Source organism: Psychrobacter sp. JCM 18903 (assembly GCF_000586475.1).
In the GTDB taxonomy this organism is placed as follows: domain Bacteria; phylum Pseudomonadota; class Gammaproteobacteria; order Pseudomonadales; family Moraxellaceae; genus Psychrobacter.
Map to the genome: position 1 here is coordinate 45817 of NZ_BAWJ01000017.1, position 26081 is coordinate 71897.

At 43.0% G+C, this 26081-nt stretch carries 25 protein-coding genes, 2 tRNA genes and 6 pseudogenes; 14 read left to right on the forward strand and 19 right to left on the reverse strand.

Annotated features, from left to right (window positions below; translation table 11 throughout):
- Positions 1 to 44: 44 nt before the first annotated feature.
- Both TT12_RS11800 and modA read left to right on the forward strand, forming a co-directional pair.
- A pseudogene (locus tag TT12_RS11800) lies at positions 45 to 534 on the forward strand (molybdenum cofactor biosynthesis protein MoaE).
- Positions 535 to 628: 94 nt separating this feature from the next.
- On the forward strand, positions 629 to 1474 hold the full coding sequence (gene modA / locus TT12_RS11805) for a molybdate ABC transporter substrate-binding protein (protein WP_045455102.1): 846 nt from the start codon (positions 629 to 631) through the stop codon (positions 1472 to 1474).
- A gap of 24 nt (positions 1475 to 1498) precedes the next feature.
- On the opposite strand, the gene TT12_RS11810 is transcribed toward modA, so the two are convergent.
- Positions 1499 to 1978: a hemerythrin domain-containing protein gene (locus TT12_RS11810; protein ID WP_045455107.1), complete on the reverse strand. Its 480-nt coding sequence runs from the start codon at positions 1976 to 1978 to the stop codon at positions 1499 to 1501.
- 62 nt (positions 1979 to 2040) lie between these two features.
- On the opposite strand from TT12_RS11810, the gene TT12_RS11815 reads away from it, so the two are divergent.
- From TT12_RS11815 to TT12_RS11845, 9 genes and pseudogenes are all read left to right on the forward strand, one after another.
- A complete protein-coding gene (locus TT12_RS11815; RefSeq protein WP_045455109.1) occupies positions 2041 to 2481 on the forward strand; it encodes a CopD family protein in 441 nt (146 codons plus the stop codon).
- A gap of 131 nt (positions 2482 to 2612) precedes the next feature.
- Positions 2613 to 3017: a hypothetical protein gene (locus TT12_RS19450; protein WP_502685183.1), complete on the forward strand. Its 405-nt coding sequence runs from the start codon at positions 2613 to 2615 to the stop codon at positions 3015 to 3017.
- A complete protein-coding gene (locus TT12_RS11820) occupies positions 2969 to 4333 on the forward strand; it encodes a phosphoethanolamine transferase (RefSeq protein ID WP_502685184.1) in 1365 nt (454 codons plus the stop codon). Before TT12_RS19450 ends, TT12_RS11820 begins: the two co-directional genes overlap by 49 nt.
- A gap of 39 nt (positions 4334 to 4372) precedes the next feature.
- The gene (locus TT12_RS11825) at positions 4373 to 5059 is read left to right on the forward strand and encodes a response regulator transcription factor (protein WP_045455111.1); all 687 of its coding nucleotides are present in this window, start codon (positions 4373 to 4375) and stop codon (positions 5057 to 5059) included.
- An 84-nt stretch (positions 5060 to 5143) separates the two neighbouring features.
- Positions 5144 to 5476, forward strand: coding sequence for a hypothetical protein (locus TT12_RS17630; protein ID WP_243443653.1), 333 nt, complete (start codon positions 5144 to 5146; stop codon positions 5474 to 5476).
- A gap of 58 nt (positions 5477 to 5534) precedes the next feature.
- Entirely contained in the window at positions 5535 to 6458 is a 924-nt protein-coding gene (locus tag TT12_RS11830) for a sensor histidine kinase (RefSeq protein ID WP_243443654.1), read from the forward strand.
- A gap of 188 nt (positions 6459 to 6646) precedes the next feature.
- Positions 6647 to 7119 (forward strand): annotated as a pseudogene (locus TT12_RS11835) (diacylglycerol kinase).
- Complete coding sequence (locus TT12_RS11840) at positions 7116 to 7757, forward strand: PAP2 family lipid A phosphatase (protein WP_243443655.1); 642 nt, start codon at positions 7116 to 7118, stop codon at positions 7755 to 7757. The pseudogene TT12_RS11835 and the gene TT12_RS11840 overlap by 4 nt, the downstream one beginning before the upstream one ends.
- Positions 7758 to 8080: 323 nt before the next feature.
- A complete protein-coding gene (locus tag TT12_RS11845; protein ID WP_045455113.1) occupies positions 8081 to 8701 on the forward strand; it encodes a YceI family protein in 621 nt (206 codons plus the stop codon).
- Between the two features lie 90 nt (positions 8702 to 8791).
- On the opposite strand, the pseudogene TT12_RS11850 reads toward TT12_RS11845, so the two are convergent.
- The 17 genes and pseudogenes from TT12_RS11850 to TT12_RS11915 all read right to left on the reverse strand — a co-directional run bounded on the left by TT12_RS11850 (position 8792) and on the right by TT12_RS11915 (position 23556).
- Positions 8792 to 9204: pseudogene (locus TT12_RS11850) on the reverse strand (PaaI family thioesterase).
- A 29-nt stretch (positions 9205 to 9233) separates the two neighbouring features.
- The gene (locus tag TT12_RS18590; RefSeq protein WP_306304347.1) at positions 9234 to 9353 is read right to left on the reverse strand and encodes a DUF3124 domain-containing protein; all 120 of its coding nucleotides are present in this window, start codon (positions 9351 to 9353) and stop codon (positions 9234 to 9236) included.
- A complete protein-coding gene (locus tag TT12_RS11855; RefSeq protein ID WP_279378889.1) occupies positions 9332 to 9775 on the reverse strand; it encodes a DUF3124 domain-containing protein in 444 nt (147 codons plus the stop codon). Before TT12_RS11855 ends, TT12_RS18590 begins: the two co-directional genes overlap by 22 nt.
- Positions 9776 to 9818: 43 nt before the next feature.
- On the reverse strand, positions 9819 to 10520 hold the full coding sequence (locus TT12_RS11860) for a potassium channel family protein (protein WP_045455117.1): 702 nt from the start codon (positions 10518 to 10520) through the stop codon (positions 9819 to 9821).
- 57 nt (positions 10521 to 10577) lie between these two features.
- A complete protein-coding gene (locus tag TT12_RS11865; protein WP_243443656.1) occupies positions 10578 to 11996 on the reverse strand; it encodes a TrkH family potassium uptake protein in 1419 nt (472 codons plus the stop codon).
- Positions 11993 to 12337 carry a hypothetical protein gene (locus TT12_RS17635; protein ID WP_243443657.1) on the reverse strand — a complete coding sequence of 115 codons (345 nt, stop codon included), beginning with the start codon at positions 12335 to 12337 and terminating at the stop codon, positions 11993 to 11995. Before TT12_RS17635 ends, TT12_RS11865 begins: the two co-directional genes overlap by 4 nt.
- A gap of 359 nt (positions 12338 to 12696) precedes the next feature.
- Positions 12697 to 13650 carry a DMT family transporter gene (locus TT12_RS11870; protein WP_045455120.1) on the reverse strand — a complete coding sequence of 318 codons (954 nt, stop codon included), beginning with the start codon at positions 13648 to 13650 and terminating at the stop codon, positions 12697 to 12699.
- On the reverse strand, positions 13643 to 14839 hold the full coding sequence (locus TT12_RS11875; protein ID WP_045455124.1) for a flavin monoamine oxidase family protein: 1197 nt from the start codon (positions 14837 to 14839) through the stop codon (positions 13643 to 13645). Before TT12_RS11875 ends, TT12_RS11870 begins: the two co-directional genes overlap by 8 nt.
- Positions 14840 to 14889: 50 nt before the next feature.
- Positions 14890 to 15312 carry a hypothetical protein gene (locus TT12_RS11880; protein WP_045455128.1) on the reverse strand — a complete coding sequence of 141 codons (423 nt, stop codon included), beginning with the start codon at positions 15310 to 15312 and terminating at the stop codon, positions 14890 to 14892.
- 199 nt (positions 15313 to 15511) lie between these two features.
- Positions 15512 to 16000 carry a DsrE family protein gene (locus TT12_RS11885; RefSeq protein WP_207804066.1) on the reverse strand — a complete coding sequence of 163 codons (489 nt, stop codon included), beginning with the start codon at positions 15998 to 16000 and terminating at the stop codon, positions 15512 to 15514.
- A 160-nt stretch (positions 16001 to 16160) separates the two neighbouring features.
- On the reverse strand, positions 16161 to 16652 hold the full coding sequence (locus tag TT12_RS11890; protein ID WP_045455132.1) for a M48 metallopeptidase family protein: 492 nt from the start codon (positions 16650 to 16652) through the stop codon (positions 16161 to 16163).
- Between the two features lie 190 nt (positions 16653 to 16842).
- Positions 16843 to 18888, reverse strand: coding sequence for a choline BCCT transporter BetT (gene betT / locus TT12_RS11895; protein ID WP_045455135.1), 2046 nt, complete (start codon positions 18886 to 18888; stop codon positions 16843 to 16845).
- 257 nt (positions 18889 to 19145) lie between these two features.
- Positions 19146 to 20838 (reverse strand): annotated as a pseudogene (gene betA, locus TT12_RS11900) (choline dehydrogenase).
- Positions 20839 to 20955: 117 nt separating this feature from the next.
- Positions 20956 to 22467: pseudogene (gene betB / locus TT12_RS11905) on the reverse strand (betaine-aldehyde dehydrogenase).
- Between the two features lie 171 nt (positions 22468 to 22638).
- The gene (locus TT12_RS17645; protein ID WP_243443659.1) at positions 22639 to 22968 is read right to left on the reverse strand and encodes a hypothetical protein; all 330 of its coding nucleotides are present in this window, start codon (positions 22966 to 22968) and stop codon (positions 22639 to 22641) included.
- On the reverse strand, positions 22902 to 23210 hold the full coding sequence (locus TT12_RS17650; protein ID WP_243443660.1) for a TetR/AcrR family transcriptional regulator: 309 nt from the start codon (positions 23208 to 23210) through the stop codon (positions 22902 to 22904). The genes TT12_RS17645 and TT12_RS17650 overlap by 67 nt, the downstream gene beginning before the upstream one ends.
- A gap of 1 nt (position 23211) precedes the next feature.
- Complete coding sequence (locus TT12_RS11915) at positions 23212 to 23556, reverse strand: DMT family transporter (protein WP_045455139.1); 345 nt, start codon at positions 23554 to 23556, stop codon at positions 23212 to 23214.
- Between the two features lie 506 nt (positions 23557 to 24062).
- On the opposite strand from TT12_RS11915, the gene TT12_RS11920 reads away from it, so the two are divergent.
- The 3 genes and pseudogenes from TT12_RS11920 to TT12_RS11930 all read left to right on the forward strand — a co-directional run bounded on the left by TT12_RS11920 (position 24063) and on the right by TT12_RS11930 (position 25814).
- Positions 24063 to 24138: transfer RNA gene (locus TT12_RS11920), tRNA-Asn, on the forward strand.
- A gap of 372 nt (positions 24139 to 24510) precedes the next feature.
- A pseudogene (locus TT12_RS11925) lies at positions 24511 to 24851 on the forward strand (CopG family transcriptional regulator).
- Positions 24852 to 25073: 222 nt separating this feature from the next.
- On the forward strand, positions 25074 to 25814 hold the full coding sequence (locus tag TT12_RS11930; RefSeq protein ID WP_045455143.1) for a hypothetical protein: 741 nt from the start codon (positions 25074 to 25076) through the stop codon (positions 25812 to 25814).
- A 90-nt stretch (positions 25815 to 25904) separates the two neighbouring features.
- On the opposite strand, the gene TT12_RS11935 is transcribed toward TT12_RS11930, so the two are convergent.
- Positions 25905 to 25995 (reverse strand) — tRNA-Ser (locus TT12_RS11935).
- Positions 25996 to 26081 lie beyond the last annotated feature (86 nt).

The following is a 26081-nucleotide window of genomic DNA, read 5'->3' on the forward strand; positions in this document are numbered from 1 at the left end:
ATTTGCATCACTAAGAATCTTAAAAACAATAAGAGAAAAGGTATATGACAGACAATGTACACGGTCAATCGATGAGCATTAAACGTACCATTGATGAGGCGTACCTCATCGCTGAACGTGATGGTTTTGCGCTGTTAGATACCGATATTGATGAAAATCGGCTTAAAAGCACCCTTGATAATGACAGTTGCGGCGCGTTTGTCTGCTTTGAAGGACGGGTACGCAATCATAATAATGCCAGTAGCGTCAATCGTTTGACCTATTATGGCTACGAAGATCTTGCCATCAATCAAGGTCGCGCCATTATCGAAGAAGCCAAAAAGCGCTTGAGATACCCATGCCATTGCCATTCATCGTATCGGTGCATTAGAGATTGGTGATGTCGCTATTTGGGTTGGCGTGGTTTCTGCCCATCGCTATCCTGCCTTTGATGCTTGTCGCTGGATATTGGATACTATTAAAGCCGACATTCCGGTTTGGAAGCAAGAATATTACCAAGATGATTCCTCTAAATGGCTTAGTAATAATGGGTAATAATGCGCTTCAAATGACTACTCAAAGCGATAGCTAACCTTTAGCAATAACAGTGAGCGACACTGGAGAGCAATAATAAGAAGGTTTTATAATAATGATTAAACTAATAACAATATCATCAGCTTGCTTAGCGTTAACGCTCACCGCTTGTAGCAAAGAGCAAACCGCTGAGCTTGTTCAATCGGACGCCAACAATGCCACTGAGCAAAGTCAAACACTGCGCATCGCAGCGGCTGCCAACTTATCAGATGTATTGCCTGAGATTATTGCGGGTTATAAAATGGATAAGAATTTGCCTGCACAAGCGATTGACGTGACTTATGCCTCTTCAGGTAAGTTATATGCGCAGATTACCTCTGGCGCACCTTACGATATATTTTTATCCGCCAATCAAGAATTTCCTGCCAAGCTTGCCAAAGAAAAACTAGATAACGCAAAATCTGCTGACGAAGCAACCCACGAGCCCTTTACTTATACCCAAGGTCAGCTGGCACTTTATAGTGTTAACAAATCCCTTAAAGGACTCAATACTACTACTTTAAATGCATTATTAATGTCGGAGTCTGATAGCAAAATCACCATTGCCAATCCAGAACTTGCTCCTTATGGCAAGTCGGCACAAGCCTATCTACAAACGCAAAATATCTTTGACACGCTCACTGAGCAAAGTCGCATTATTCAAGCTGAAAATATCGGGCAAGCGTTTCAATATGCGCACACTGGTAATGTCGATTATGGCTTTGTCGCTCAATCACAACTGACAGCGATTAAAGCCACGCCTGAGCAGTTCTATACGTTAGCGCCAGACACTTATCCCCCTATTTTGCAAGACGGGTTGGTGATTAGTGAGACTACTGCCGCGACAGATTTTTCAAACTATTTGCGCTCGCCTGCTGGACAACAGTATTTTTCTGACGCAGGTTATCTCGCTATAGAGTAAGACAACTTTGATAAAAAATGCGCTTTAGCGGTTCTCATCTGAGCGTTTGATACTGTCTGGACTGGCATCATAAATGACCTCTAATTCTTCTGTTGTCAGATAGCGCTCAACGATAGGAAATAATTCTCGTTCTTCAAAACGAATATGATCGTATAGCAAGGTGGCGAGTTTTTTGACTTGTCCAACGGTGACGTGATTGCTTTGAGAGTGCGGCAAACCTTGAACCTCTGCCATGAGTTCATGCAGGGACTTGTGCTGCGCATCAAGTGTATTCAGTACCGATGCCACCTCAGGTTTGGAGCTGCGATGAGGCTGTAAGGCATGAGCCATTAGATTGTCTTCAATCTGAAAATGCTGTTGCATCTCGTTAATATAAGACGTGATATTTAGCCAATGCTCGGCAATTGCGTTAGGTCCATCAGCACACTCTTTAGCATGGCGAGATAGATTTAGACCTAGATGATGTTGACGAGATAATGGTTGTAATTGTGCGGCGCGTTTCATGATTAAGTACCTCAGTTAATCGACATAAAGCCTATGTCAGTGGCATTTAAGGATTGTTATCTATGCTTAACTATATACTCATACTACACTTGTTAGGCGCTACTGTCTGGACAGGTGGTCATCTGATTTTGATCTTGGTGGTCTTACCAAAAGCGCTATCATCCCGAAATATTGATGGTCTGATGCAATTTGAGCAGCTATTTGAGAGGGTTGGGATGCCGGCTTTGGTGCTGCAAATAATCACTGGACTTTGGATGGCCTACCAGCTATTACCCAACATTGCTGCATGGTTTAAACTTGATAATGATTTTAGTATTCTTATTAGTCTCAAATTACTATTATTGCTAATGACTGTTCTGGTTGCCCTGCACGCTCGTTTTTATCGAATACCCAGACTGTCTGTTCAGACCCTGAAAGGGTTTTCAATCAATATCATATTGGTCACTTTGTTTTCTGTCGCCTTTGTTGTCGTTGGCACGCTCTTTCGCACAGGTTTAAATTAGGACGTGTCATCGTTTAGGTTGTTGATATGTCCTAATATCTTATTGAATTCAACCACCTTAACATCTTCTTAACAGCGTACTTGTTACTGTAAGGCATTACACTCCTTACCATCCTGTTGAGAAGTACTTGTATGTCAATATCTCAAGCCGCCAAAATCGATGCGCCTAAAGCTAATAAAAAAAGCCGCTCCCTGAGCAAGCTCTATGATCGTGAGATTAATCTCAATCATCTGATCATAGTCGTGGCTCTGTATTTAGTAGCGACGGCGAATATTGGCTTTTTTGAGCAGGTACTCAGCGTTTATCCATTGAGCACAAACATGGGCTTTATTTTTTCCATCACAGGCTTATTATTTGGGCTGATGTGGTTGGTGTTGTCACTGCTGTGTTATCGCTCAACGGCAAAAGTAATGCTCATCATAATGGTGCTGATTGCAGCTATCTGTGGTTACTTTACCGACGCTACGGGACGATATTTAATCGTGATATGCTCATTAACGGCTTACAAACCGATCAAGCAGAAGCCATGGGATTGATGGCACCCAGTCTATTTATTCGCCTGTTTTTACTAGGTATAGTGCCTGCTTTCATGATTGGTAACATTCGTATAAAGCGATTGTCTTGGCAACAAGCAACCCTTCAAAAATCAGTCACCCTATTATTATCTATCGTCTTGATAGCGGTGTGTCTGATGCCATTTGGTGATCAATACGCCAGCTTTTTTCGCCAGCACAAAATAGTCCGTAGTTATGTCAATCCTATTACCCCTGTTTACTCTGTTATCAAACTGGGTACTGATTATATCGCTGAGCGCCGTCGTCCCGATACGCTAATTCCTCATGGCACAGATGCAAAACGCAGTATTACTTTTAACACTAGCAACACTAGCAACAGCGCTGTAAAACCTAAGTTGATGGTATTTGTAGTAGGAGAAACCGTTCGCGCTGACCATATTGGCTTGAACGGTTATGCGCGCAACACCACACCTTTGCTTTCAAAACAATCAAACATCTACAGCTTTAAAGACGCCTCGTCATGCGGCACATCCACCGCCTATTCAGTACCTTGCATGTTTAGCTACGCCAATAGAAGAACTTATAACCCTGATAGCGCTAGCTATAATGAAAACGTGCTCGATACGCTACACAAGCAAGGCGTCAATGTCGTTTGGAGAGACAATAACTCTAGCGCCAAAGGAGTGGCTGACCGCGTAACTTTTGAGGATTATAAAACAGCCGTGCTCAATCCAGATTGTGATATTGAGTGTCGAGACATAGGCATGCTTGATGGTTTTTATAAACTGGTTAAGTCAGGCAGCTCACAGAAAGAGACACCTAAAGACACACTTATCTTGCTGCATCAAATGGGCAATCATGGACCCGCCTATTTTAAGCGTTACCCTAAAGATTTTGCAGAATATCAGCCCGTCTGTATGACCAATGAGCTATCAAAATGCGACAACCAGTCGGTTATCAATGGTTATGACAATGCCATTCGTTATACAGATTATTTTTTAAATAGCGTGATCGACACTTTAAAACCCTATGAGCAAGATTATGAGGTGGTGATGGTATATATTAGTGATCATGGAGAAAGTTTGGGCGAAAACAATATTTACTTGCATGGTCTGCCATACGCTATTGCGCCAAATGCTCAAAAGCACGTGCCAGTGATTATTTGGTCACCGACTGGCAACGGCATTGATAGCAGCACTATTGCTAACAGTAGCCTAGCTAACATGATTGATCAGCCCGTATCACATGATTTTATTACGCCAACCTTGCTTCAGTTTTTTGGTATCACCACTGACGAAACCAAAGCAGCGCCCACCTTTTTTAAAGTGACTAATTGAATTCTTTATCATCGCTCCGCCTTTTAGGTAATAATCCTCATGTACAAGATACTCATCATTGAAGACAATCCCGATATCGTCGCCAATATTTATGCTTTTTTTGAGCCGAAAGGCTTTGAGCTAGACAATGCCCATAATGGCATTAGTGGCTTAACGCTCGCATCGAATAATCGATATGACGTCATCTTGTTAGATGTCATGCTGCCGGGTATGGACGGCACTAAACTGTGCAAAAAGCTTAGGGAAGAGCTGCATGACAAAACGCCAGTATTGATGCTGACCGCTCGCGATACGATTTTAGATAAAGTGGCAGGATTCGATAGTGGCGCTGACGATTATCTGGTTAAGCCTTTCTCATTGGTGGAATTAGAATCTCGTATTAAGGCTCTCATACGCCGACATAAAGATGATCATTTTGAGCATGGTTTAACTGTTGGCACATTGTCTTTAAATCATAGTGAGCATACGATTACACGTGAAGGTAAGTCGCTAAAACTCACACCAACAGGCTTCAAAATACTACATACCTTGATGAGTGCGGCGCCGCGCGTGGTTAGCAAAACCGAGCTGGAAGAAAAAGTATGGGGCGAAGACATACCAAGCAGTGATGCACTGCGCACTCACATGCATGGGCTCCGTGCGCAGGTAGATAAGCCGTTCGATAAAATCATGATAGTCACGTTGCCTGGTGTCGGTTATCAGATTATTGATCCAGATAAGGCCTAAAAAATCAGCGGCTGATGTCCTTATTTGACTCTCAACGTCTTTCATATCGTCTTTCATATCGTCTTTCACAACTAAGTAAATACCATGTTTAATATCGACTCCATCGCCAATAAGTTTCGACTCTCCTACTTGTTATTTGCCCTATTACTGTGTGCCACTTTCGTCAGTATCTTCATGTATGCCGAAGTCAGAATGGAGCAACAACTGGTCAAAGCTCGATTATTGCAGCAGTTAGAGCTTAGCCAAGAAAAAGAAGGCGATCAGCCTATTTATAGCGCTGAACCGGGTATTAAGATTTATCGCTTCGATAACGCACCGAGCAATCTGCAACAACTGGCCACCCAAACCGTACAAGAGATGCCCGTCACTGTCCCCACTAAAAATGGTCAATCGACGACAGAGTTACATTTTTTTTAATTATAAAAAAGACAAAGAAAACTATATTTTAACCTACCTAGAAAACACTGAAATGGTGATGGGGAATTACCCTGTTTTGGCCATATTTGAGCATTTAGAAGACATATTTGCCAACGCCCTAAAAGTAGCGGTCATTTTGAGCTTATTGATTGCAGTGATATTTTCATCGCTGTCCTCCAAGCAAATCATTAAGCCTTTATTAGACTTAAAACAAGCTGTAGAAACAGATCATCGCAACTTGACGGAATTGACGCATCTGCCTTCCGAGGTTGGCGTGTTAGCACGCGCAATCGATGAAAAAAACCACAAACTTGAGCAGTACCTCAAACGCGAGCAGCTATTTACTGGTGATGTCAGTCACGAGCTGCGCACGCCTTTAACGATTATCATGGGGGCATCAGAAGTATTGTCCTCACAACTAGAAAACGACCCTCACTTGAGCGCATTTGCCACTCGTATCAGTACGACCGCCAAAGAAACCTCGGAGATTATCAGCGCCTTATTATTGCTGTCTCGTGCTCCTGAAAAACTGGATGCACCGCCAACGTCTATCAATGACATCGCGTTAAATGAAGTACAGCGCTTAAATTACTTGCTTCGCCATAAGTCAGTCACTTGTAAAATAGTCGCAGAACAGCTGTATGTCGCACATGTACGACCTGAACTGCTAAAAATGGCACTGGGTAATTTGATAAAAAATGCGTTTCAGTACACCGATGAGGGTGAGGTCATCATCACTATCGATGCTGAAAAAATCACCGTCACTGATACTGGTCTAGGTATTCCTGAGGTGATGATGCCGCTGCTATATGAGAGATTTGAGCGTCTAGAGCAGCAGTATAAAGACATCTCATTGGATACAGAATCGTCATCGGCAGCTGACGCCCATTATCCAGTAGAAGGCACAGGCTTGGGGCTCAGTATCGTACAGCGCATCATGACACATATGGCTGGCAGCTTACCCATCAAGTCAATCCGTTAGGTGGCAGTACTTTTATCATCAATTATCATTAGAGAAGATCTCTATTTTAAAAAAGCTTAACGTTTTCTTAATGCCTGCCCGCTTATACTTAATATCTGCTGATTTATTTCGTCCATTTATTTTTTCCACGATTAAATGGTTAAAATTTATCGCATACCTTGATATTAATAGACTGTGAAGCATTTGACATGAATAAAGCAAATCCTATTAATCTTGAAAACCAGTCGGCCAGTCGTGGGGTTTTAAGCCCAATAGCAGGCAAAAAACAACTGCTACCTCATAGCTATGCCAGTGACGCCAAGGGTAAAACAGGATTTTACCGTATTATAAAAGCCGCTGGTTACTCTCTGGACGGCTTTAAAGCAGCTTACAAATTTGAGGCGGCTTTTCGACAAGTATTTTGGCTCAATCTCATATTATTCATGGCTATTATATTGTGCCTTTCACTATCAGCATCAAAATGCTGCTGGTCGTCGCTTCTTTCGTATCATTAATCGTCGAACTCATTAACACTGGAATCGAAGCCAGTGTCGATCATACATCGACCGCCAAGCATCCACTGGCAAAGATAGCCAAAGATGTTGGCTCTGCGGCACAATTTTTGGCATTACTGCTGCTATTTATCTTGTGGATGATGGCATTATTGAGTGTTGTATTTTGAAAACATCTTCAGCCAATGGAGTCTGGCTTAAACTCCTATGTTTGACCATCATAGCGACACTGCTGTTTGAGCACAGCCAATTAGACATTCATATTAGCGAGCTTTTTTACACTAATGGACACTGGCTACTAGAAAAAGGCACACAACCTTTTGCCTTTATTTTTTATGATTTGCCTAAATTGCTACTCATCTTGCTTGGCATTTATCTCATAGCCGTTCTAATTCTGAGACATAAACAGGATTCAGACATCAATCTGGTAATAAAAAATGCTAAGTACGATAAATTGCTCACGCCTTTATCCACGCGTGAAATAAGTTATCTACTGCTTGTTTTAATTGCCGTTCCCAGTATGATTGCGCTACTCAAAGATATGACTCATGTCAGTTGCCCCAATCATTTAATACTGTTTGGTGGCGAACTGCCTTATCTAAATATTTGGCAAAATATAGTTGCTAATACGCCTGCCAAGTGCTTCCCAGCAGCTCATGCCAGTGCTGGATTTTCTCTATATGGCTTGGCCTTTTTACCCACTCTGCATCAGTATCGCTATAGAATATTTGAAATAGTCACAGTCGTAGGATGGACGATGGGACTGTATAAGATGCTGTTTGGTGATCATTTTTTAGTCATACATTAGTATCGATGCTTCTTTCATTGACCATAACCTGCGCACTTGCAACGCTATTTTTTAAATATCCAGTAGCGAACAAAGCCAACAGTATCAATACTAATGGCAAAAAATCTGATACGGCAAGCTTTCAAAAATCGTCGAAAACCCAATCTTAGCTGTTGAATAATAGCCAAATTAACAATGGTATCCTTATAAAAATAAAGCTACTAAGCATTTGATAAATAATGTATAAATAGTTATTGCTGCCTGACTTAACATTGAGTAACAGCATGGATTGCGCTCGTCGACGACGTTCTTTATTTATCAATAGCCCGCAAAGGAATGTAGCTATGAGCATCCTATCTTTTATTCTAAAAAAATCAAATATCTACCCTTTACTGACATTAACACTACCATTATTAATAATAAGCGCTGCACATAGCAGCCATGCCGCCAGTTATACCATCAATCCTGCTGGCACCCATGTGCGCTTTGCCATTGAACGCTTCCAATCTCCTGCCACTGCGGGCGGCTTTTATAATGTCCAAGGTCAACTGCAATATGACTCAAGTTTAAAAACTGGCAATATCTCCTTGGTCATTCCGATCAGCTCTCTAAATACGGGAAATAAAGCATTTAACCAGACTTTGACAGGACCTAGCTTCTTTGATATGCAGCGCTTTCCATTGGCACGTTTTGATTCTAACAAATGGTATTTTAGCCAAGACAAATCACGCCCAATGGTCACAAAAGTAGACGGTCATCTAACACTACATGGCGAAACCCACCCTATTAGCTTAACAGCGACTAAGTTTGACTGTTATCTACATCCCACTCTCAAGAAAGATATTTGTGGTGGGGATTTTACGGCGATGATTGATCGCACCAAATGGAATATCGATAAATATGCGTGGTTTGGCGTTACTAAAAACCTTCACTTAAACATTCAGGTCGAGGCAACCAAACAGTAGCAGTCCTTATCAGCGTTAATTTTATGACATTAATTTTTATAGCACTGCTTTTTAGGGTCTATCCTCATTTTAAATCTGGGCTAAAAATAGCTAAACGTGCTGAGGCGGTACGGAATACGTGCCAACTACGTGAGCCACCATATCGCGAGAGCCTTCAGAATAAAGCGCAACCTCGCCAACGATTAGCGTGCGGCCTACTTTTATCAACGTACACTCAGCGATAATACGTGCTTCTGCTGAGGGTTTGCGCAAAAAATTAATGGTCAAACTCGTCGTCACCGTTAATGGCACAATACCTATTTTACCAAGTATCGCCACATAGAGAGCCACATCAGCGATGCTCATCAATACTGGTCCAGAGACCGTACCACCGGGACGCAATTCATTGATCCCAATATCGTGTGATAAGGTCGAGCGATTGTCACCGACTGCTCGATGACACATTTAGTTTGTGGAAATTCCAACGCCATAAAGGCGACAATTTCTTCTTTGGTTGCAGACATATCCTTTCCTTGGATTTTATTATCCTTAATCAATGCACCACTGGCGTACCTTCTGTACTAAATGCAAAGCCTTTATTGCTAAAATTACCGATCATCACCGCCTCAATGACGGGCTTGACCGTCTCGTCTATCCCTTCGACTTCAATGATAAAGTTGGCGCCCGATCCGCTTTATCCTCTTCTTTTTCGACGATATAATTGAGCGTGGCCATTGCTGGAAGCTCAATCGGTTTGGTTAAATAGGATTTTATAAAGGTTCCATCAGTGCCATAGTAATCAATTTTATTGATATACAGCGATTTTTTTAGCGTGGTATTGCGTACACTCAAAGTCGCTGATAGCAAGACTTTACGATTGTCTCTATCGGTATAGATGTCAGAATAAATGGGCACATAAAAGGTTTGTTTATAGGCAAACTGGCTACGATCAACCGCTGTTGTCATCTCCAGCTCTTGAATGGGGTCTTGATGTTTTTCTGAATACAACACGTTCGGGTCTTGCGGCGTCTGGTCACAACCTGACAACAATGCCATCGTCGCAAGCAACAAGATGCATATAGTGCGCTTACTCATAAGTTTCCCCTTTGCCTTTTCATGTCACGGCTGTTGCAAATGTTTATTTGATTTTCACACCGACACTACGCAGAAACTCGTTGATATGTTTGTTAGCACCGTAGATGACCAATACGTCTTTATCTTGCAATACTTGCTCAGGCGCAGCCAAACCTTTAATACTAGGCTTACTTTGCGTACGACCAAAGCTGTCTTCATAATACTCATAGCGCAGGGTACTAAGCAATCGAATATTGAACTTTTGCTCCAACTGCAAGTCATCAACGGTCTGACCAATCAACGACTTGGGAATGCTAATCTCTACCATACTGAAATGATCACTCAGCTCAAACGAGTCGACGAAATAACGTAGCGACAGCCGTTTGGCCCAGCGATTGGCCGCCTCTTTTTCAGGGTGGATAAGGTCGTCCACACCGATAGCTTGCAACACTTTTTCGTGCAGCGGATTGATACTACGACTGATCAAACGTTTCGCTTTTAGGGTTTTAAATAATGCCGTCGCCATGACGTTTGCGCCTTGGTCTTCACCGATTGCGACAATAACGATATCGGTGTCGATAATCGGTAATCCATTGACGGTATATTCATCCGTGGCATCCATACAGATGGTATGAGAGATGACTTCCTTATACGCCTCAACCTTTTGCATGCTGCTGTCAATGGCAATCACTTCGTGCCCCTGACGGGTCAACGCCATGCCTAGCGATGAGCCAAAGTTCCCTAACCCTACGATGATATATTTCATAACCTTATTAACCTTTTTCAGTATTTTTTAATGATGAAATGGCTTATTTACGACCATTTAATTGATCGTGATTTCTTCAGTTGGATAGCGATAATTGCGCTGGCGTCTATTTTTGAGTAGGGCAATAAAGATGGTCAACATGCTGACACGCCCAACAAACATAATGACTGACACCACTATTTTGCTAAAATCTGATAACTCTGTCGTCAAATTCAGACTTAATCCCACCGTGCTGTAAGCTGAAAAACATTCAAAAACCACCTTGATTAAATCAAGCTCTGGTTGATCATAGCTGATGAGCGTCACCCCCATACCGATGACCAATAAAGACAGCCACATAATAGAAAATGCACGGCGAATCGAGATGTCAGCAATCTGGCGCTTAAAGACCTCAACATTGGTCTGACCACGTGCCAAACTCAAAGTGTTTAACAGGGCAATCGCAAACGTACTGGTTTTGATACCACCGCCCGTCGAGTTTGGCGAGGCACCAATCCACATCAAAAATATCGTCAACATAATCGTGGGAAACGCGAGTTCCCCCATGTCGATGGTATTAAATCCTGCGGTTCGCGGCGTGGCAGCAGTAAACAGCCCTGTGACAAGCTTACCGAAAAAACTGCGATGGTCTGCCAGCACATTGTTATATTCAAATATCATCACACCGATGAGACCTACCAACAATAAAGCGCCCGTCGTAATCAAGGTTATGCGGCTATTAATATTGAGCAACCATGGTCGATAAATATAACGCTGATCATGGCGATAGATCAGGCGCTCGGCACGATCACGCAAATAACGCAGCACATTGACCACAATGACAAAACCCATACCACCAAAGATAAAGGTCGTAGCGATAATCAGTTGTAATGGGTAATTAAAACGTAGCGCGTCATCATACATGCCAGCGCTAAATGTAGAAAATCCAGCATTACAGAACGCAGAAATTGCATGGAAAACAGAGAAGAATAACTGCTCAGACCAATCCATATCTGGTATGTCATAAATACTGATATAAATGAGTGCCGCAGCCACTGCCTCAACGGCAAATGTCACATATAAGATGGATTTGAGGGTCGATACCACATCACCCATGCCGCGCATGTAAGACATCTCACTGATGCTCGCCTGCGTCTCATAACTGACACCGCCCTTAAAGAAATAACTAAAATACGTCACAAAAGTCAAAATACCCAAGCCGCCAATCTGTATCAGCCCCATGATAATGACTTGCCCAAAAGTTGTGAAATAAGTCGCCGTATCTACCACGATAAGACCAGTCACACAGACAGCACTGGTCGCGGTAAAGAGCGCATCAATGAAAGACAGCGGCTGCGTCGTTGCATTGGGCATCATCAGTAGCAATGCACCGACCAATACCAATGACAGGAAGCTTAAGATAAAAAACTGCGCAGGGTTTAGAAAGGTACGATTGAGATTAAAATCATGGTCAGATATTTCACGAATAAAGGTCACAAAGACGGCAATTTTGATGGCAACGAAGCATCAACAGCGACCGACATCCCAGAGCGCACCAAATCAGTGAAATGTGCTACCAATAGGATAACAATCGCGATACTGGTCAGTAAGTCAAAGACAGCGACTTTATTTAGGGTCAGCGGCTTTTTGCTATAGAGGTAACGCCCTGCCGTCACAACAAAGCCTAAAAAAATAATCGCAAGATAAAAAATATGGAAAACCTGTTGTAACCACATCGGCAGCGTGAAACCACTGTCTAATAAAGCAATGGCTACGCCGATAATACTAATGACAATCGTGACATTATTTAACAATCGATAACGCTTGGCTGCATGCATCGCCCTAATCCATGATAGGAATAACCACGATATTTATACTCCTTTTTTGTGTTACTCACAAAACTGATTTTAGATAATCGTAACTAATTATGATGCCCTGTTGAACACTCATACCTAGCCATGCTGATTGCTAAAATGGTTGTAGATAAATTATAGATTAGCAGTAACGGTAATATTTACGTTCTAACGAGGTTTTGTGAGGTTGGATTAGATAAAAAATGATTATTGTGAGGGTTGCATAGTAGCATTTCTATATAGTGACATTTTTCCATGGCTACACTTTTGGATAGTTGCAGTACAAACATATGCTCTAGTAGGGTCATTAGTCTATAGGTTAGCGTATTTATGAGCGCTATACCCTAACGGTCATCTTTACGTAGTTCTATCGATGTGGTCGCCATTTTCACCCCGCCCCATGTCACCAAACCAACGCCCAGTGCGATCAATGAAGCACCCAGAAACAACCCTTCTGGCGGCATCTCACCCTGCAAAAAAATAGCCACTGGCACACCGACAACTGCACCGACCGAGCCTAATAAACTTAATAAAACAGGACCGCCAGTTTTTTGTAATAAAAACAACAATAAGAATTGACCCGCAAATACGGCGGCTTGTATGCCAATCAAACCTAGCGGCACCCAGTCTAGTGGCATATTCACTGAAAAATTAGGCAATACACTAAATGACAGCAGCAACAGCGAAGCCGCGATTAGCATACCTGGCGCGAGTGCGCTAGGTGATGCCTTATTAGGCCAGCGTAAGGTGCGATATATATTACCAATAGCCAGTAATACTGGTCCGCAAAGCGCGATCAAAATCCAAAAAGTACTGGCGTCTGGCGTCGAAAACTTACGCGCTGCCAATACTCCTGCGCCAAGAAGCGCCGCGGCCACACCCAAAGCGCGGACGATATTAAATCGCTCCATCCGCAGTGCCAATGCACCAAGATAAGTCAACAATGGTGGAAGCGAGATAATGAGCGCGACGAAACCTGCACCCACATGTGGGATAGCTGAAAACAGTAGTAAATTAGAACCTGCAACACTGATGAGCGCGGCCACAAAATAGTATTCAAAGCTACGCGCATTTAAAGGAGGTAATTCGTGCCGTATTAATGCAACGATCAATAAAATAGCAGCAGCGCCCGTGATGGACCAAAAGAGAAATGCCAGTGGTGTAATACCTATCTCACCAGCATATTTTGCCAAATTGGTAGAAATACCAATCAGACCTCCTCCGCCTAACAAGCAAGCAAAAGGGATGAGCCATGTGCTGGTGTTGCGAGAAGCTTGCTGTTCTAAAGACTCACTCATCAACTATCCTATTGGGTAGCGACGCTGATGACGATAGCTCATCAGACAAACCTAAATCTAAACCCTGTACCGCCTTATGTGCTGCGTCGATAGCACCAGCAATATAACCAGGAAACGCGTCTGACCATTCACTAGCGCTGCCCGTTAGGCAGTTTTGCCATGCACCTATGTTTGGCTTAGCGTTCGGTGCGACAGCATGTTGACCTGAGCCACTGGCATCAGCAGGCGTCGCGGTCAATGAATCTTGCGCCCAGTCTTTCAGATACTCAGCCGTTGGCGTCTCTGCCTGTGCACCAAATAAACGTACCAACTGCGCTCGGCAATGGGCTTTTAGTTCCATTTCTGAGACGCTTTGGCGGACGTGAGCAGGAACGCCAAAGAAGCCAAATAATGCACCATTGCCCTCTACCAAGGACGCATCGTGAATCTCAGTCAGCGGTCCTATTGCACTTCGCGCCGAACCCGATAGTTCTTGATTACGCCAAAAAGGCGACTCATAAACCGCCACATATTTGGCATGTGGCGCCATCCATGTCGCGGTTTCTTGCCATTCTGTTATCAACGGCTGTGGTAAATCAGGTTCAAACTTGATGTTACTCGCCGCCAAACGAGGCGGTAGCGCAAGGAGCACATGCTGCGCGTGATAAGTAGTTATTTGACCAGCTGTCATCTGTTCAGCGCTGCATTCGCTCTCTATGTCGATATAGTGATCAGTCTTGATTACACGCTTTACGATTTGTCCCGTGATAATGCGCGTAGGATTTAAGCGCGCATACAGAGCATCAATGAGCGCTGCCATACCACCGACGAGGCGCATAGACGGTGGCGAGCTTTGATAGCCTTGGGTGCGAACAGGCAGCTCATTGGCGGTACGTTCAACCATCATGTCACCGTCCTCGAACTGCGCAAAACGCGGTAAATTCAACTTTTCAATAAGACTGATCAACTGCGGCTGATACTCTGGCCAAAACCACGATGGCCCTAAGTCGAAGCCATCGTTTGATTTTTCATTATCGACACTTTGTCTACTAGCATTCTGATCTACTGATGATTTCGCAACAGCGATGCGCCCGCCCAATCTATCACGCGCTTCAAGCAATATATAATCGATGCCTCGTTGCTCTAACAAAAACGCTGCATATAAGCCACTCAAACCACCACCGATAATTGCAATAGGTAGGTTTTGCATAACAAATCATTCCTGCTTAGTTGAAGATTTTTCAGTACTCAGTATCGAAGTTATTCAGCCAACAACTTTGTAAGCAGCTCGTCTATCTCAACCTTAAATTCTTTATCTTCAATCTTATTAGCCGTGATTTTGGCATTTTGTAGACTTTGGATAGCCGCATCCTTTTCACCCATTTCGATCTGTAGAACCGCCATAGAAAAGGCAATCGATGACATGTGATCTTTCGAATTAATCGCAGTCGCTTTCGCTAAGGCCTTGTCATAAATAACTAAGGCTTCGTCTAAATCTTCGGTAAAGTCAGCCAATGTTTCCCACTGTTCTGGATGGTCTTTATCGGTATTTTCATTATCGTTACAAATGGCTTTTAGCTCAGCATAAAACCCATCAAATGCTGCTTGATTGCCTATACGATCAGCTTCCAATAACTCTTCAGCTAAAGTATAAATTGCTTTATAAATTTTGGTATTAATCATTGCTCATAACCTTTTATGAATTAGGATCTATGGTACTTGTTTTTCAGCCAATAGTACTTGGCGAATATTACTTGGTAAACAGTGCTTAGCTGGGATTATAACGTAATTCAACCAGCTAAAATGACTGGCACAAAAAAGGATGCGATAGTCGATATCACACCTTTTTTATTCATCAAACTACTAATCATTTTTTATCTGCTTAAAAGCTCATTATCTTGGTGGTTTGATCGACCATTAGCGCCCCGATATCAGCAGGATCAGCAGCACTCACGCCTTCAATCAGAGCCGATTGGTCAATACCCTTACCCGGTAGATAAAGTGCACAAACCTCAACCTTGGTGTTGGTATTTTTCATAACCATTTGCATCAAACCCTGTGGGCTCATATTTTTAGGTGGTTGTGCTGTGGTCACACTTTTGGGTGCGTCACGGAGTGCCATATCACCGGCTGGACCGCAGAGCAATACTCGAGTATTGGCACCTTGCTGCGCGGATTGCATAGTTAGCACCATCGACATGAGCTGCACTTGAGCATGCTCTGATGTCACATTTATCAACACCGATGCCGTCGGTTTTTTATTCTCTGGAATGACGTCACTCTTTTGTGACATGGCATTGGTCGCTGTACAGCCAACCATCAGTGAGGCGGCGCTTATAGCAAGTGCAGTAGCAACTATCCGTTTCATCATCTTCTCCATTTATCAACAATCATTAAAATCATCGTTATTAAATTATACACTAAAATATATTAACAAAAGGTATAATATTATTTATGATAAGAAAGTTATGATAAGAAATATAATCTGTGGCGTGTCCTCATTTTGAGAAGAAAAGGATACAGCACTGCGATCACCTCAATTCGCGCCAGTGCAACCACAACCGCGTATCAAGCTCAAACTGATGATACTCAGGCTCCATATGACAGCATAATTGATAAAACGCTTTATTATGCTCATGCTCTTTAAAATGCGCTAACTCATGCACGACAATCATGCGCAAAAACTCAGGCGGCGCTTCTTGAAATAAGCTGGCCACGGTGATGCTGTTGTGGGATTTTAGCTTACTGCCCTGTATGCGAGACTGGGTGGTATGAATACCTAGCGCATGTTTGAGGACCGTTAATTTACTGCTATAGCTGACATTCGATAACTGTCCCACTTTGCGCATATATTGGTTTTTTATCTCATTGATATACTGATAAAGCGCCTTATCACTTTTTATTTGGTGCTGAGTGGGATACTTTTTTTCTAGATATGCGCCCAATGTACCATCGCTAATCAGCAATGCCGCTTGGGTTTGAACTTGCTCAGAATAATGAGCGATGTACTTTAATGTGGTCACAAACTTATCCTTTGCTAATATTTCGAAACTGATAATCCGAAACGTATCTTTATATATTTTACCCTATATCTACTGATTTTATTTTTCATAAAACAACCCCATAAGCTGCATTCAACTTATGGGGTTGTTTGTTACGATGTTTTTACTTAAGTGTTTTTACTTCAATATTCAGGACGTGTTGATAAATCAATTAACGCTCTAAATGTAGATACTGCAAATGGCGCTCGTACTGATTTAAGATATCGACCAACACTTGCTCTTTGGAGTAACCAACCAAGTCATACTCTTGTGAGCCTTCACTTAAGAACACTTCCGCACGGTAATAGTACTCTGCATTCTTAGTTGAGGTGCTCAATGTAAAGTTAGGACGCTCAGCTTTGATCAAATTCACTTCATAAATAAAGTCGTCTTCATCGCCATGTCCAACTCGCAATTTTAGACCATCTATTTGACCGCTACTCTCATCCAGTCCTTCATCTATATCTTGTCCGATATGTTCAGGGTTACGGATGTCCAAAGAGGTTTTTAGACCGCCTGCCGCAAACTCTTTTTCAACTTCCGTCATGGCAGGTCTAACCACATTTTGTAAAAAGCGTTCAACTTGTGCATGTCTAGGGAAACTGACGATACGTTGCAAGCGTGCTTTCCAGCTCTTACCACTATCCAGCACATTAGCCGTACCAATCGTACTGGCCTTACGTTTATTACCTTCTTCTTTTAATGATCTCCACATCGACACCATATAGAGTACAAGAATGAGCGAGAATGGCAAACCAGCAATTACAGATACTGACTGCAATGACGCAAAGCCACCAGCAAATAATAGTCCTAAAGTGATAAGACCCGTTGCTGCTGCCCAAAACAAGCGCAACCAAACAGGAGCATCAGTGTCATTGGTCATGCCGCGTGAGCTCAAGTTCGCTAATACTAACGCGCCTGAATCCGCTGAGGTCACAAAAAACACTAAACCAATGACCACACCAGCGAATGATAAAACGTCACTGTAAGGAAAATACTCAAACAAGGCAAACATACCCATGGCAGCATCATTAACCGCGATTTCACCAAGCTCAGTTGCCCCATTAGCAACCAAGTCTATCGCTGAATTACCAAAGATAGAGAACCAAGCAAAAATGAAACCAAGCGGAATAAACATCACGCCAAAGACAAACTCACGTAAGGTACGACCACGGCTAATACGCGCGATAAATAGACCAACAAACGGTGCCCAAGCGACCCACCATGCCCAGAAAAATATTGTCCAGCCTGATTTCCAATCAGCACCAGCAGTACCGTCATAGGCATATACATCAAAAGTTTTAAAGAGAATGGTTTGGAAATATTGACCAATATTTTGGGTAAAGGTATTCAGCAAATACACTGTATTACCCATCACCAATATGGCGATTAATAGCAATATCGACGATAGCATATTAAATTCAGATAAACGGCGTACGCCCTTTTCCACACCTGTCATCGCCGAAATAGCCGCAGCAGCAACGACACCTACAATAATAAGCGTCTGTACTGTTTTGCTAGATTCAATACCGAAAACATGGGTCAATCCAGCATTGGCTTGCAATACGCCGATGCCTAAGCTGGTCGCAATACCCATCAAGGTACAAACAACACCAAAAGTATCAATACCATCGCCAAGCCAGCCTTTGATCAAGCGCTCGCCAAAGATAGGCGTCAGTGGTGAACGCAGCGCCAATGGCATGTTTTTACGATACGCAAAGTACGCCAATGCCATACCGATTAGTGCATAAATACCCCAACCATGTAGCCCCCAATGTAAAAAAGTTTGCGCAAGTGCTTCACGCATAGCTTCTGCACTGGCAGGCTCCAGCCCCGTATGCGGCGTCAAATAATGCATCAATGGCTCAGAGGCACCAAAAAACAATAAATCAATGCCGATACCCGCGGAGAACAGCATCGCCGCCCATGCTAGGAAAGGAAACTGGGCTTTTTCGTGGTCTTGCCCAAGCTTGATGTCGCCGTATTTAGAAAAACCAACAAATAGTGCAAATATACTATAAGCGGCAACCACCAGCATGTAATACCAGCCAAAACTCTCTGATACCCATGCCATGCTTGAGCTTAATAATGTCTCACTATAATCTGGAAACGCAATCGTCCAGATAATTAATAAAATAGAAATAATAGCTGAACCTAAAAAAACCGTCTTGTTTAGAGTCAGGGGTTTCGTCGCATCTTTTGATGGCGAGCTGTACATAAAAGACCTCAATAGGTAAATTAAACAGGGTCTGATATTGATTTGTCCGTCATAACTTGATGACTGTATGACGCACAAAGCAGTACCAATAAATGAAAATTGCGATGTAAATAAAAAATTAAATGACAATCAAAGGCAGCCACAACAGTATTAAAAATACTTAATACATTAGTTCTGATGAAAAAGACCTTTGCGTGGAAAGGTCTTCTTATTGAAATTGCTTATATATTTCATTGCCTAATAGCTCATATAGCTCTTTAGACAGTAGAGCGGTAAGCGCGCATCGGCTCGACTCTAAGCGGTGCACCATTGGCAACGTAATAATCTACGGTCGAGCGTGGTAGCTGCTTGCCGCGCATCTTATCGACGATTTTTTCGGCAAGCATAATGGTGGTGGCGTTTAGATTACCACTGATGATATTTGGCATAATCGACGCATCAACGACGCGCAAGCCATCGATGCCGTGTACGAGCCCTTCACAATTGACCACTGAATCATTACCTTCACCCATCGCACAGGTACACGACGATGATAAGCCGTTTCACTATGATTACGGACATATTCGTCAAGCTGAGCATCAGTCACCAAGTCATCGGTTGGCGCAATCGAGCGACCACGATAAGGTCGAGCGCTGGCTGATGCATAATTTCACGGGTGATGCGCATTGCCGCACGGAACTCGTGCCAGTCTTGGTCGTGAGACATATAGTTAAACAAGATGCTCGGATGCGCGCTTGGGTCTTTTGAGGTCAGCTTGACGCGACCACGACTTGGCGAGCGCAATGAGCCACATGCGCTTGGAAACTGTGCGACTTCACAGCACTACGACCATCGTAGCGCACTGCTAATGGCAAGAAATGTACTGAATATTAGGATGGGTAAACTTCTCATCGGTACGAATGAAGCCGCCCCCTTCAAACTGATTTGAGGCACCCAGTCCTGTGCCATTGAACAACCATTCGGCACCAATGGCTGGCTTATTCCACCATTTATTGGCAGGCGCAATCGACACTGGCAGCTTACATTCGTACTGCATATACAGCTCTAAATGGTCTTGTAGATTATTACCAACACCCGGTAAATCTAAAATCTCATTGACACCCAAATCTTTAAGCCATTGACCAGGACCAATACCAGAGCGCTGCAATAATTGCGGCGAGGCAATCGCACCAGAGGAGACAATCACTTCACGAGACGCGTAGAAATTCTTGGTTTGACCTTGATGGGCGACTTTAACGCCAACAGCGCGCTTGCCATCGAACAAAATCACGTCAGTCAATGCACCCGTTAAAATCGTGATATTATTGCGCGGCTTAGCACGGTCAAGATAGCCACGAGCAGTCGAAGCGCGGCGACCATTAGGCGTGACAAAACGATCCATCGGCAAAGCCTTCTTGTTGATAGCCGTTTAAATCATCCGTGCTTGGATAGCCTGCTTGCACGCCTGCTTCGATCATCGCTTGGAACAGCGGATTGACTCCTGGCTTTGAAGTGGTCATGCTCGACGGGACCACGACGATGATAGTCATTTTCACCAGCATCGCGATTTTCTAACTTTTTGAAATACGGCAAGCAGTCCAAATAGCTCCAATCTTCTAAACCTTTGATTTGAGACCAATCGTCAAAATCCAAGGCATTACCACGGATATAACACATCCCATTAATCAGAGACGAGCCACCTAACCCTTTACCGCGACCACAATCCATGACGCGATTATTCATATAAGGTTCAGGCTCGGTCTTATAGCCCCAGTTATAGGTCGTTCCTTGCAACGGCATGGCGAGCGCTGCTGGCATCTGCGTACGAAAGTCTAAGCGATGGTCTGGACGACCCGCTTCTAACAGCAACACCTTAATGTTGGCATCTTCAGTCAAACGTGTGGCCAGCACATTGCCTGCTGAGCCTGCGCCGACGATGATGTAGTCATACTCAGGTGTGGTTGATGTCATAAAACGCTCCATAATATTAAAAAATCCATCATTTCATATCAGTAAGGCGGTGCCAAAAGAACAAATGAGTCCTAACACGCAAACCTTACCGTTTTAAAGCTCTCACAATACAAGTGATTAAAAGACTGATTCAAACTTACCAAGCTCTACTTGGATAGATTTGGTCTGCGTATAATGCTCAAGGGCTTCAATGCCGTTTTCGCGGCCAATACCTGAGTGCTTATAACCACCCACTGGCATTTGTGCAGCCGACTCGCCCCACGTATTTAACCAGCAAATACCCGCTTCAATCTGTGCAATCACGCGATGCGCGCGGGTCAAGTCAGTGGTTACTACTCCTGCTGCCAAGCCGTAATCGGTATCATTGGCGCGGCGAATCACTTCTTCTTCAGTCTCATAAGTCAATATCGACATGACTGGGCCAAAGATTTCTTCACGCACGATGGTCATATCGTCGCTGCAATCCGTAAACACAGTCGGTGCAACGAATGCGCCATTTGCCAATTTGCCTGTTGTCACACGGTCACCGCCTGTTAGCAGCCGAGCACCACTCGCTTTACCTTGCTCGATATAGCTAAGCACTCTGTCCATATGTGGGAAGCTGACCAATGGACCATATTAATACTCTCATCCATCGGATCGCCCAATTTAATACGCTCGACACGCAATAATATGGCTTCTTCAAATTTGGCTTGTAAGGCTTTTGGAATGAAAACCGCGTGCCATTGGTACAAACTTGACCCGTGCTATAGAAGTTCGCCATCATCGCGATGTCAGCAGCGGTATCGATGTCCGCATCATCAAATATAATCAATGGCGACTTACCACCAAGCTCCAAGGTTACGTCTTTGAGCGACGATGATGCCGCACTCGCCATCACTTTTTTACCCGTTGGTACGCCACCAGTAAATGAGACTTTAGCGATATCAGGATGCTGGGTTAATGCTTCGCCGACTTTATAATCCCCTTGCACGACGTTGAATACGCCATCTGGCAGACCTGCTTCTGTCAATATTTCTGCCAGTTTTAGTGCCGTTAGAGGCGTGACTTCAGAAGGTTTAAAAATCATCGCATTCCCAGCGGCTAACGCTGGTGCTGCTTTCCACATCGCGATTTGAATAGGATAGTTCCACGCACCGATACCTGCGACGACGCCAAGTGGCTCGCGGCGAGTATAGACAAAGCTAGTATCACGCAATGGAATCTGACGACCTTCAATCATCGGCGCAAGCCTGCATAATACTCAACGACATCAGCACCAGTCACGATATCGACATATTTGGTTTCAGAGAGCGCTTTACCCGTGTCTTTGGTTTCAAGCAATGCGAGTACATCATTGCGCTCGCGTAATAATGCAACCGCCTTTAACAATATACGACTGCGTTCAACCGCGGTCATCGCCGCCCAAACTTTTTGACCTTTTTGTGCCGCTTTTACCGCTTCATTAATCTGTTCACTGGTCGTTTGCTGAACGGTAGTTAACACTTCACCCGTGGCTGGATTGATGTCTTCAAAAGTAGCAAGCGATTCGTCGATTGCTAAGTAACGACCATTAATATAAGCAGTTTGTATTTTTTTTAAATCAATGATGTCTGTTAAGTTGTTTGGGTCTGTTTTTGAATCTGTCATGCGATGCTCCTATTAACGACTGGCAAAAGCCTTATAAACAAGCTAATGCTAAATGATGTCGTCATGGGTTAAATGTTTAAAATAAATTTATATAGCCTATTGCTACAAGCCTGTCTTTCAATGCTTTTTTAATAAAAAAGCTTATTTGATCAATCATTTAAGAACAGTGTTTTATTCATTATCAGGTTGCGTCATTTTTATCAAACGCTTATGAATAGAGGTTTTATCTGAGATACTAATGCCTGAAAAATCAGAAAGCCAAATACCATCAGCCACCAGACGCACCATACATAATATTTCGGTATTGTCGGTTGCTTGATGTTTCTTTAATTGTGCATTTGCCCACTTGGCCCACAACTCACGTAACTCGCTATCGCCTAGCATCAATGCATATAAGGTTGCTTGACTATCGAGCTCTTCCTGCCCCTTTTCGCCTAAGCTAATCGTGGCATTGATATAGGCACGAGTAAAGGAGCCATAACGCACAGGGTCTTCTGCCATGCTTGATTGACTTCTGCCTCAAATCTAGCCATCGCATCATGAAACACTTCAAGGATGAGTGCATTTTTAGTGGTGAAATGATGCATCACGCCACCCTTGGTTACCCCGACGGCATCCGCGACCGCCTGAAAGGTCACTTTTGATAAGCCCTGCTCTAACGTGATTCGCGCTGCCTGATCGAGTAGCGCACGACGGACAACTTCGGGCTGTTTTTTACGTTTGTAAGCGTTTTCCATTTCCATATCAGTGCACCACAGAATTAGAGAATAAGTTCATCACCACGACACCGCCCACAATCATAGCGATACCAACCACAGCTGCTGTATCAAGACTTTGCTTAAAAAACATCAAGCCTACGAGCGATGTCAGCACAATTCCCAATCCGCCCCACAGTGCATAAGCAATACCAAGCGGTATGGTTTTGATGGTTTGTGTCAATAAGTAAAATGAGATGGCATAAAGCACACCCATAATCAGGGTCGGCACCAAACGCGTAAACTGCTCTGACTTGACTAAAAAGGTCGTGCCAACCACTTCGCAAATGATGGCGATGGCTAGATAACCGTAGGCAATAGTGATGGGACTCATAATTAGGTTACCTGTCTCAGATTGATCACATATTAATAATGTATATACATTAAAGAAACCATACGGTCGGTATTCTATAGAAATATTCTAGCAATGTGAAGGGCTGTTTCTGATTTTTTTGTTTCGAGGGAGGTACAGATTGTTTTACTATTCAAAAAGATAGGCGACTTGTCTAATCAAATTGCCGCTAGATTTTATATCCAACCTACATAAATAAGGGTTTTGACCACTTTTAGCCATTTTTAGCCATTTTTAGCCCATTTAGAGATTTATCGATTGAATTGAAGACACGCCCTAGTCAACAAATAATATTTTAGCGGTCAAAATTTGCCAAAACAGCCCGCTTTATAAGGGATTACTGGTTATTTTTAACAGTTAACAACAATATTTATAATTAATGGCATAATAAGGTTGACAGCCTATAACAACTTGGCTAAAATGTGCCCCACATAACGCAAACAAGACAAGCAATAGCGCTTATCTAACTTATCGTTATACCAACTTATTCTCCAATAGCTCAGTTGGTAGAGCAACGGACTGTTAATCCGTGTGTCCCTGGTTCGAGCCCAGGTTGGAGAGCCATATACTAAAAACCTTCATCATTATTTGATGAAGGTTTTTTATGGTTGCCGTTTTCAATTAAGAAGATAGTCGCAATCTTAGGGCGTGTCCTCATTTTAAAAATGGTGATAAAAATGAGATAAATTGCCGTCAAACAAGGACAGTAACGCAAATAATATCGAGAGATTAATAAGCTATTTGACGATGTTTGCAAAATTTAGCCATTTTTAGCCCATTTAGAGGTTAATCGATTGAATTGAGGACACGCCCTAGTACGATTGGCATGGCTACGGTGTTCTTTTAGGCGTTTTTGTTGTATGGTAAGGATAGTTTTGATTGGGTTAGTTTTTGTCTGAGTGCTTTACTCCTACTCACTAAAAATAATGGTTTATTATGATACCTGTACGTGTGAAAAATAAGTTTTCTGATCATCCGCAAAAAATCATGCGCCCGATCAGTATTCGTTTGTCTGAAGAGATGATTTCGCTATTAGAAGCCACTTCAAAAGAGTTGGGGTTTAAACGCATCCAAGGCTTATTCGTTTATATATTCGCCAAGGACTTGACCGCGATCATCAAGACTACACCCTAGCCCATGACGAGGTGTTCATCGAAAGCCTGCGTAAACGCGGGGTCAGCCAGCATATTATTGATGAGGCTATTGTGGTGACCCACAATAATAATATTACTCACTCATTATCTGAGCTGCAAGAAAATGACCAGACTCATGACTAACCATTCAAACAGTCGTTAGGTGTTACTGCTGTTAATAAAAAAAGACTGAGTTTGCTTAACAGCACTCAGTCTTTTTTGTGGGCGTAACAAAAATATGCCTATTTTGCTTGCGATACAGCATTTAGCGATAATTAAACACAACCTTTCATCAAACGAGGTATATTAAGAAAACGCTCATTATTTTGTTGTCATTCTTTATTATCCATAAAGATTTTTAAGGAGGTGTACGATGGCGAGTTACATCAACGCTTGAATAAAGCTTTGTTATTGACGATTGCCTTAGCGATACTACCAATCGTTTCTGGTTGCTCACAGCCAACCGCGGATCCAACCAAAAAAACCATACCGACCAACTCAGATCAGTGGCAGAAAAAACTCGGCACCACTTTTGAGCAGTTACCTGAATCTGAGCAGCAATTACTCAGCCGCTACATGTTGCGAATGAAACTCAGCGGTGCCTATGAGTCGGGGGCGATGCCGCGTACCACTATCAAGCAAGCCCTTGTGCAACAGCGTGAATACGAACGACTACATCCAAACAATCCAACAGGTAAAAAAAGCCCCATCGTCAGCAGCCAACCAGCTTATAGTGCCAATGCGCAGAACTACCCTGTCGCTCTACTACCAGTCAAAACCAGCGATAGTGACAGCTTAAATCAAGTAAAACTTCAGTTTATGCTCTCTAATCACGGCAAGGTCGCCATTCAAAGCTTTAAGGGCACACTGACCATGCAAGATGCGAACTTGGCGCAGGGCAAAAGCTTTAACGTACCACTAACACAGTTTGACCCACCTATTAAACCAGAGCAGTCTGGTAAGATCATCATCGAGAGCAGTATTGAAGACATCAATGTTATGCGTGCCATTAAAAACACCAAAGACTTGACCATCATGATCAGTAAAGGCACATTGATATTGGAGAATGGGCAGGAAATTAAGTTTGATGAGTCGTTAATGAAATAAAAAAACGCTACAGAATATTTATAAAATAATAGGATAAATATCCAGCATAAAAAAGCCCCAATCATCACTGATTAGGGCTTTTTTTGAATTTGGAGGAGACGGAGAGATTCGAACTCTCGAAGGGCTACAAACCCTTGTCGGTTTTCAAGACCGGTGCATTCAACCACTCTGCCACGTCTCCATTTGTGCATTATTATAACGATATAAAATAAAAATGCAACAAAAAAGCCGCAATCATTAATAATGATTGCGGCTTTCGAATTTGGA

Bases quoted from the DNA above. Each gene is read 5' to 3' on its own strand.
- TT12_RS11855 (WP_279378889.1), bottom strand. From the start codon at position 9,775: ATGAGTAAGCGCACTATATGCATCTTGTTGCTTGCGACGATGGCATTG.
- TT12_RS11885 (WP_207804066.1), bottom strand. From the start codon at position 16,000: ATGATGAAACGGATAGTTGCTACTGCACTTGCTATAAGCGCCGCCTCA.
- TT12_RS11820 (WP_502685184.1), top strand. From the start codon at position 2,969: ATGCTCATTAACGGCTTACAAACCGATCAAGCAGAAGCCATGGGATTG.
- TT12_RS11880 (WP_045455128.1), bottom strand. From the start codon at position 15,312: ATGATTAATACCAAAATTTATAAAGCAATTTATACTTTAGCTGAAGAG.
- TT12_RS11825 (WP_045455111.1), top strand. From the start codon at position 4,373: ATGTACAAGATACTCATCATTGAAGACAATCCCGATATCGTCGCCAAT.
- TT12_RS11860 (WP_045455117.1), bottom strand. From the start codon at position 10,520: ATGAAATATATCATCGTAGGGTTAGGGAACTTTGGCTCATCGCTAGGC.
- TT12_RS11845 (WP_045455113.1), top strand. From the start codon at position 8,081: ATGAGCATCCTATCTTTTATTCTAAAAAAATCAAATATCTACCCTTTA.
- TT12_RS11810 (WP_045455107.1), bottom strand. From the start codon at position 1,978: ATGAAACGCGCCGCACAATTACAACCATTATCTCGTCAACATCATCTA.
- TT12_RS11875 (WP_045455124.1), bottom strand. From the start codon at position 14,839: ATGCAAAACCTACCTATTGCAATTATCGGTGGTGGTTTGAGTGGCTTA.
- TT12_RS11915 (WP_045455139.1), bottom strand. From the start codon at position 23,556: ATGAGTCCCATCACTATTGCCTACGGTTATCTAGCCATCGCCATCATT.
- TT12_RS11830 (WP_243443654.1), top strand. From the start codon at position 5,535: ATGGGGAATTACCCTGTTTTGGCCATATTTGAGCATTTAGAAGACATA.
- TT12_RS11870 (WP_045455120.1), bottom strand. From the start codon at position 13,650: ATGAGTGAGTCTTTAGAACAGCAAGCTTCTCGCAACACCAGCACATGG.
- betT (WP_045455135.1), bottom strand. From the start codon at position 18,888: ATGTACAGCTCGCCATCAAAAGATGCGACGAAACCCCTGACTCTAAAC.
- modA (WP_045455102.1), top strand. From the start codon at position 629: ATGATTAAACTAATAACAATATCATCAGCTTGCTTAGCGTTAACGCTC.
- TT12_RS19450 (WP_502685183.1), top strand. From the start codon at position 2,613: ATGTCAATATCTCAAGCCGCCAAAATCGATGCGCCTAAAGCTAATAAA.
- TT12_RS17650 (WP_243443660.1), bottom strand. From the start codon at position 23,210: ATGGAAATGGAAAACGCTTACAAACGTAAAAAACAGCCCGAAGTTGTC.
- TT12_RS17630 (WP_243443653.1), top strand. From the start codon at position 5,144: ATGTTTAATATCGACTCCATCGCCAATAAGTTTCGACTCTCCTACTTG.
- TT12_RS17635 (WP_243443657.1), bottom strand. From the start codon at position 12,337: ATGCATGCAGCCAAGCGTTATCGATTGTTAAATAATGTCACGATTGTC.
- TT12_RS11815 (WP_045455109.1), top strand. From the start codon at position 2,041: ATGCTTAACTATATACTCATACTACACTTGTTAGGCGCTACTGTCTGG.
- TT12_RS17645 (WP_243443659.1), bottom strand. From the start codon at position 22,968: ATGGCAGAAGACCCTGTGCGTTATGGCTCCTTTACTCGTGCCTATATC.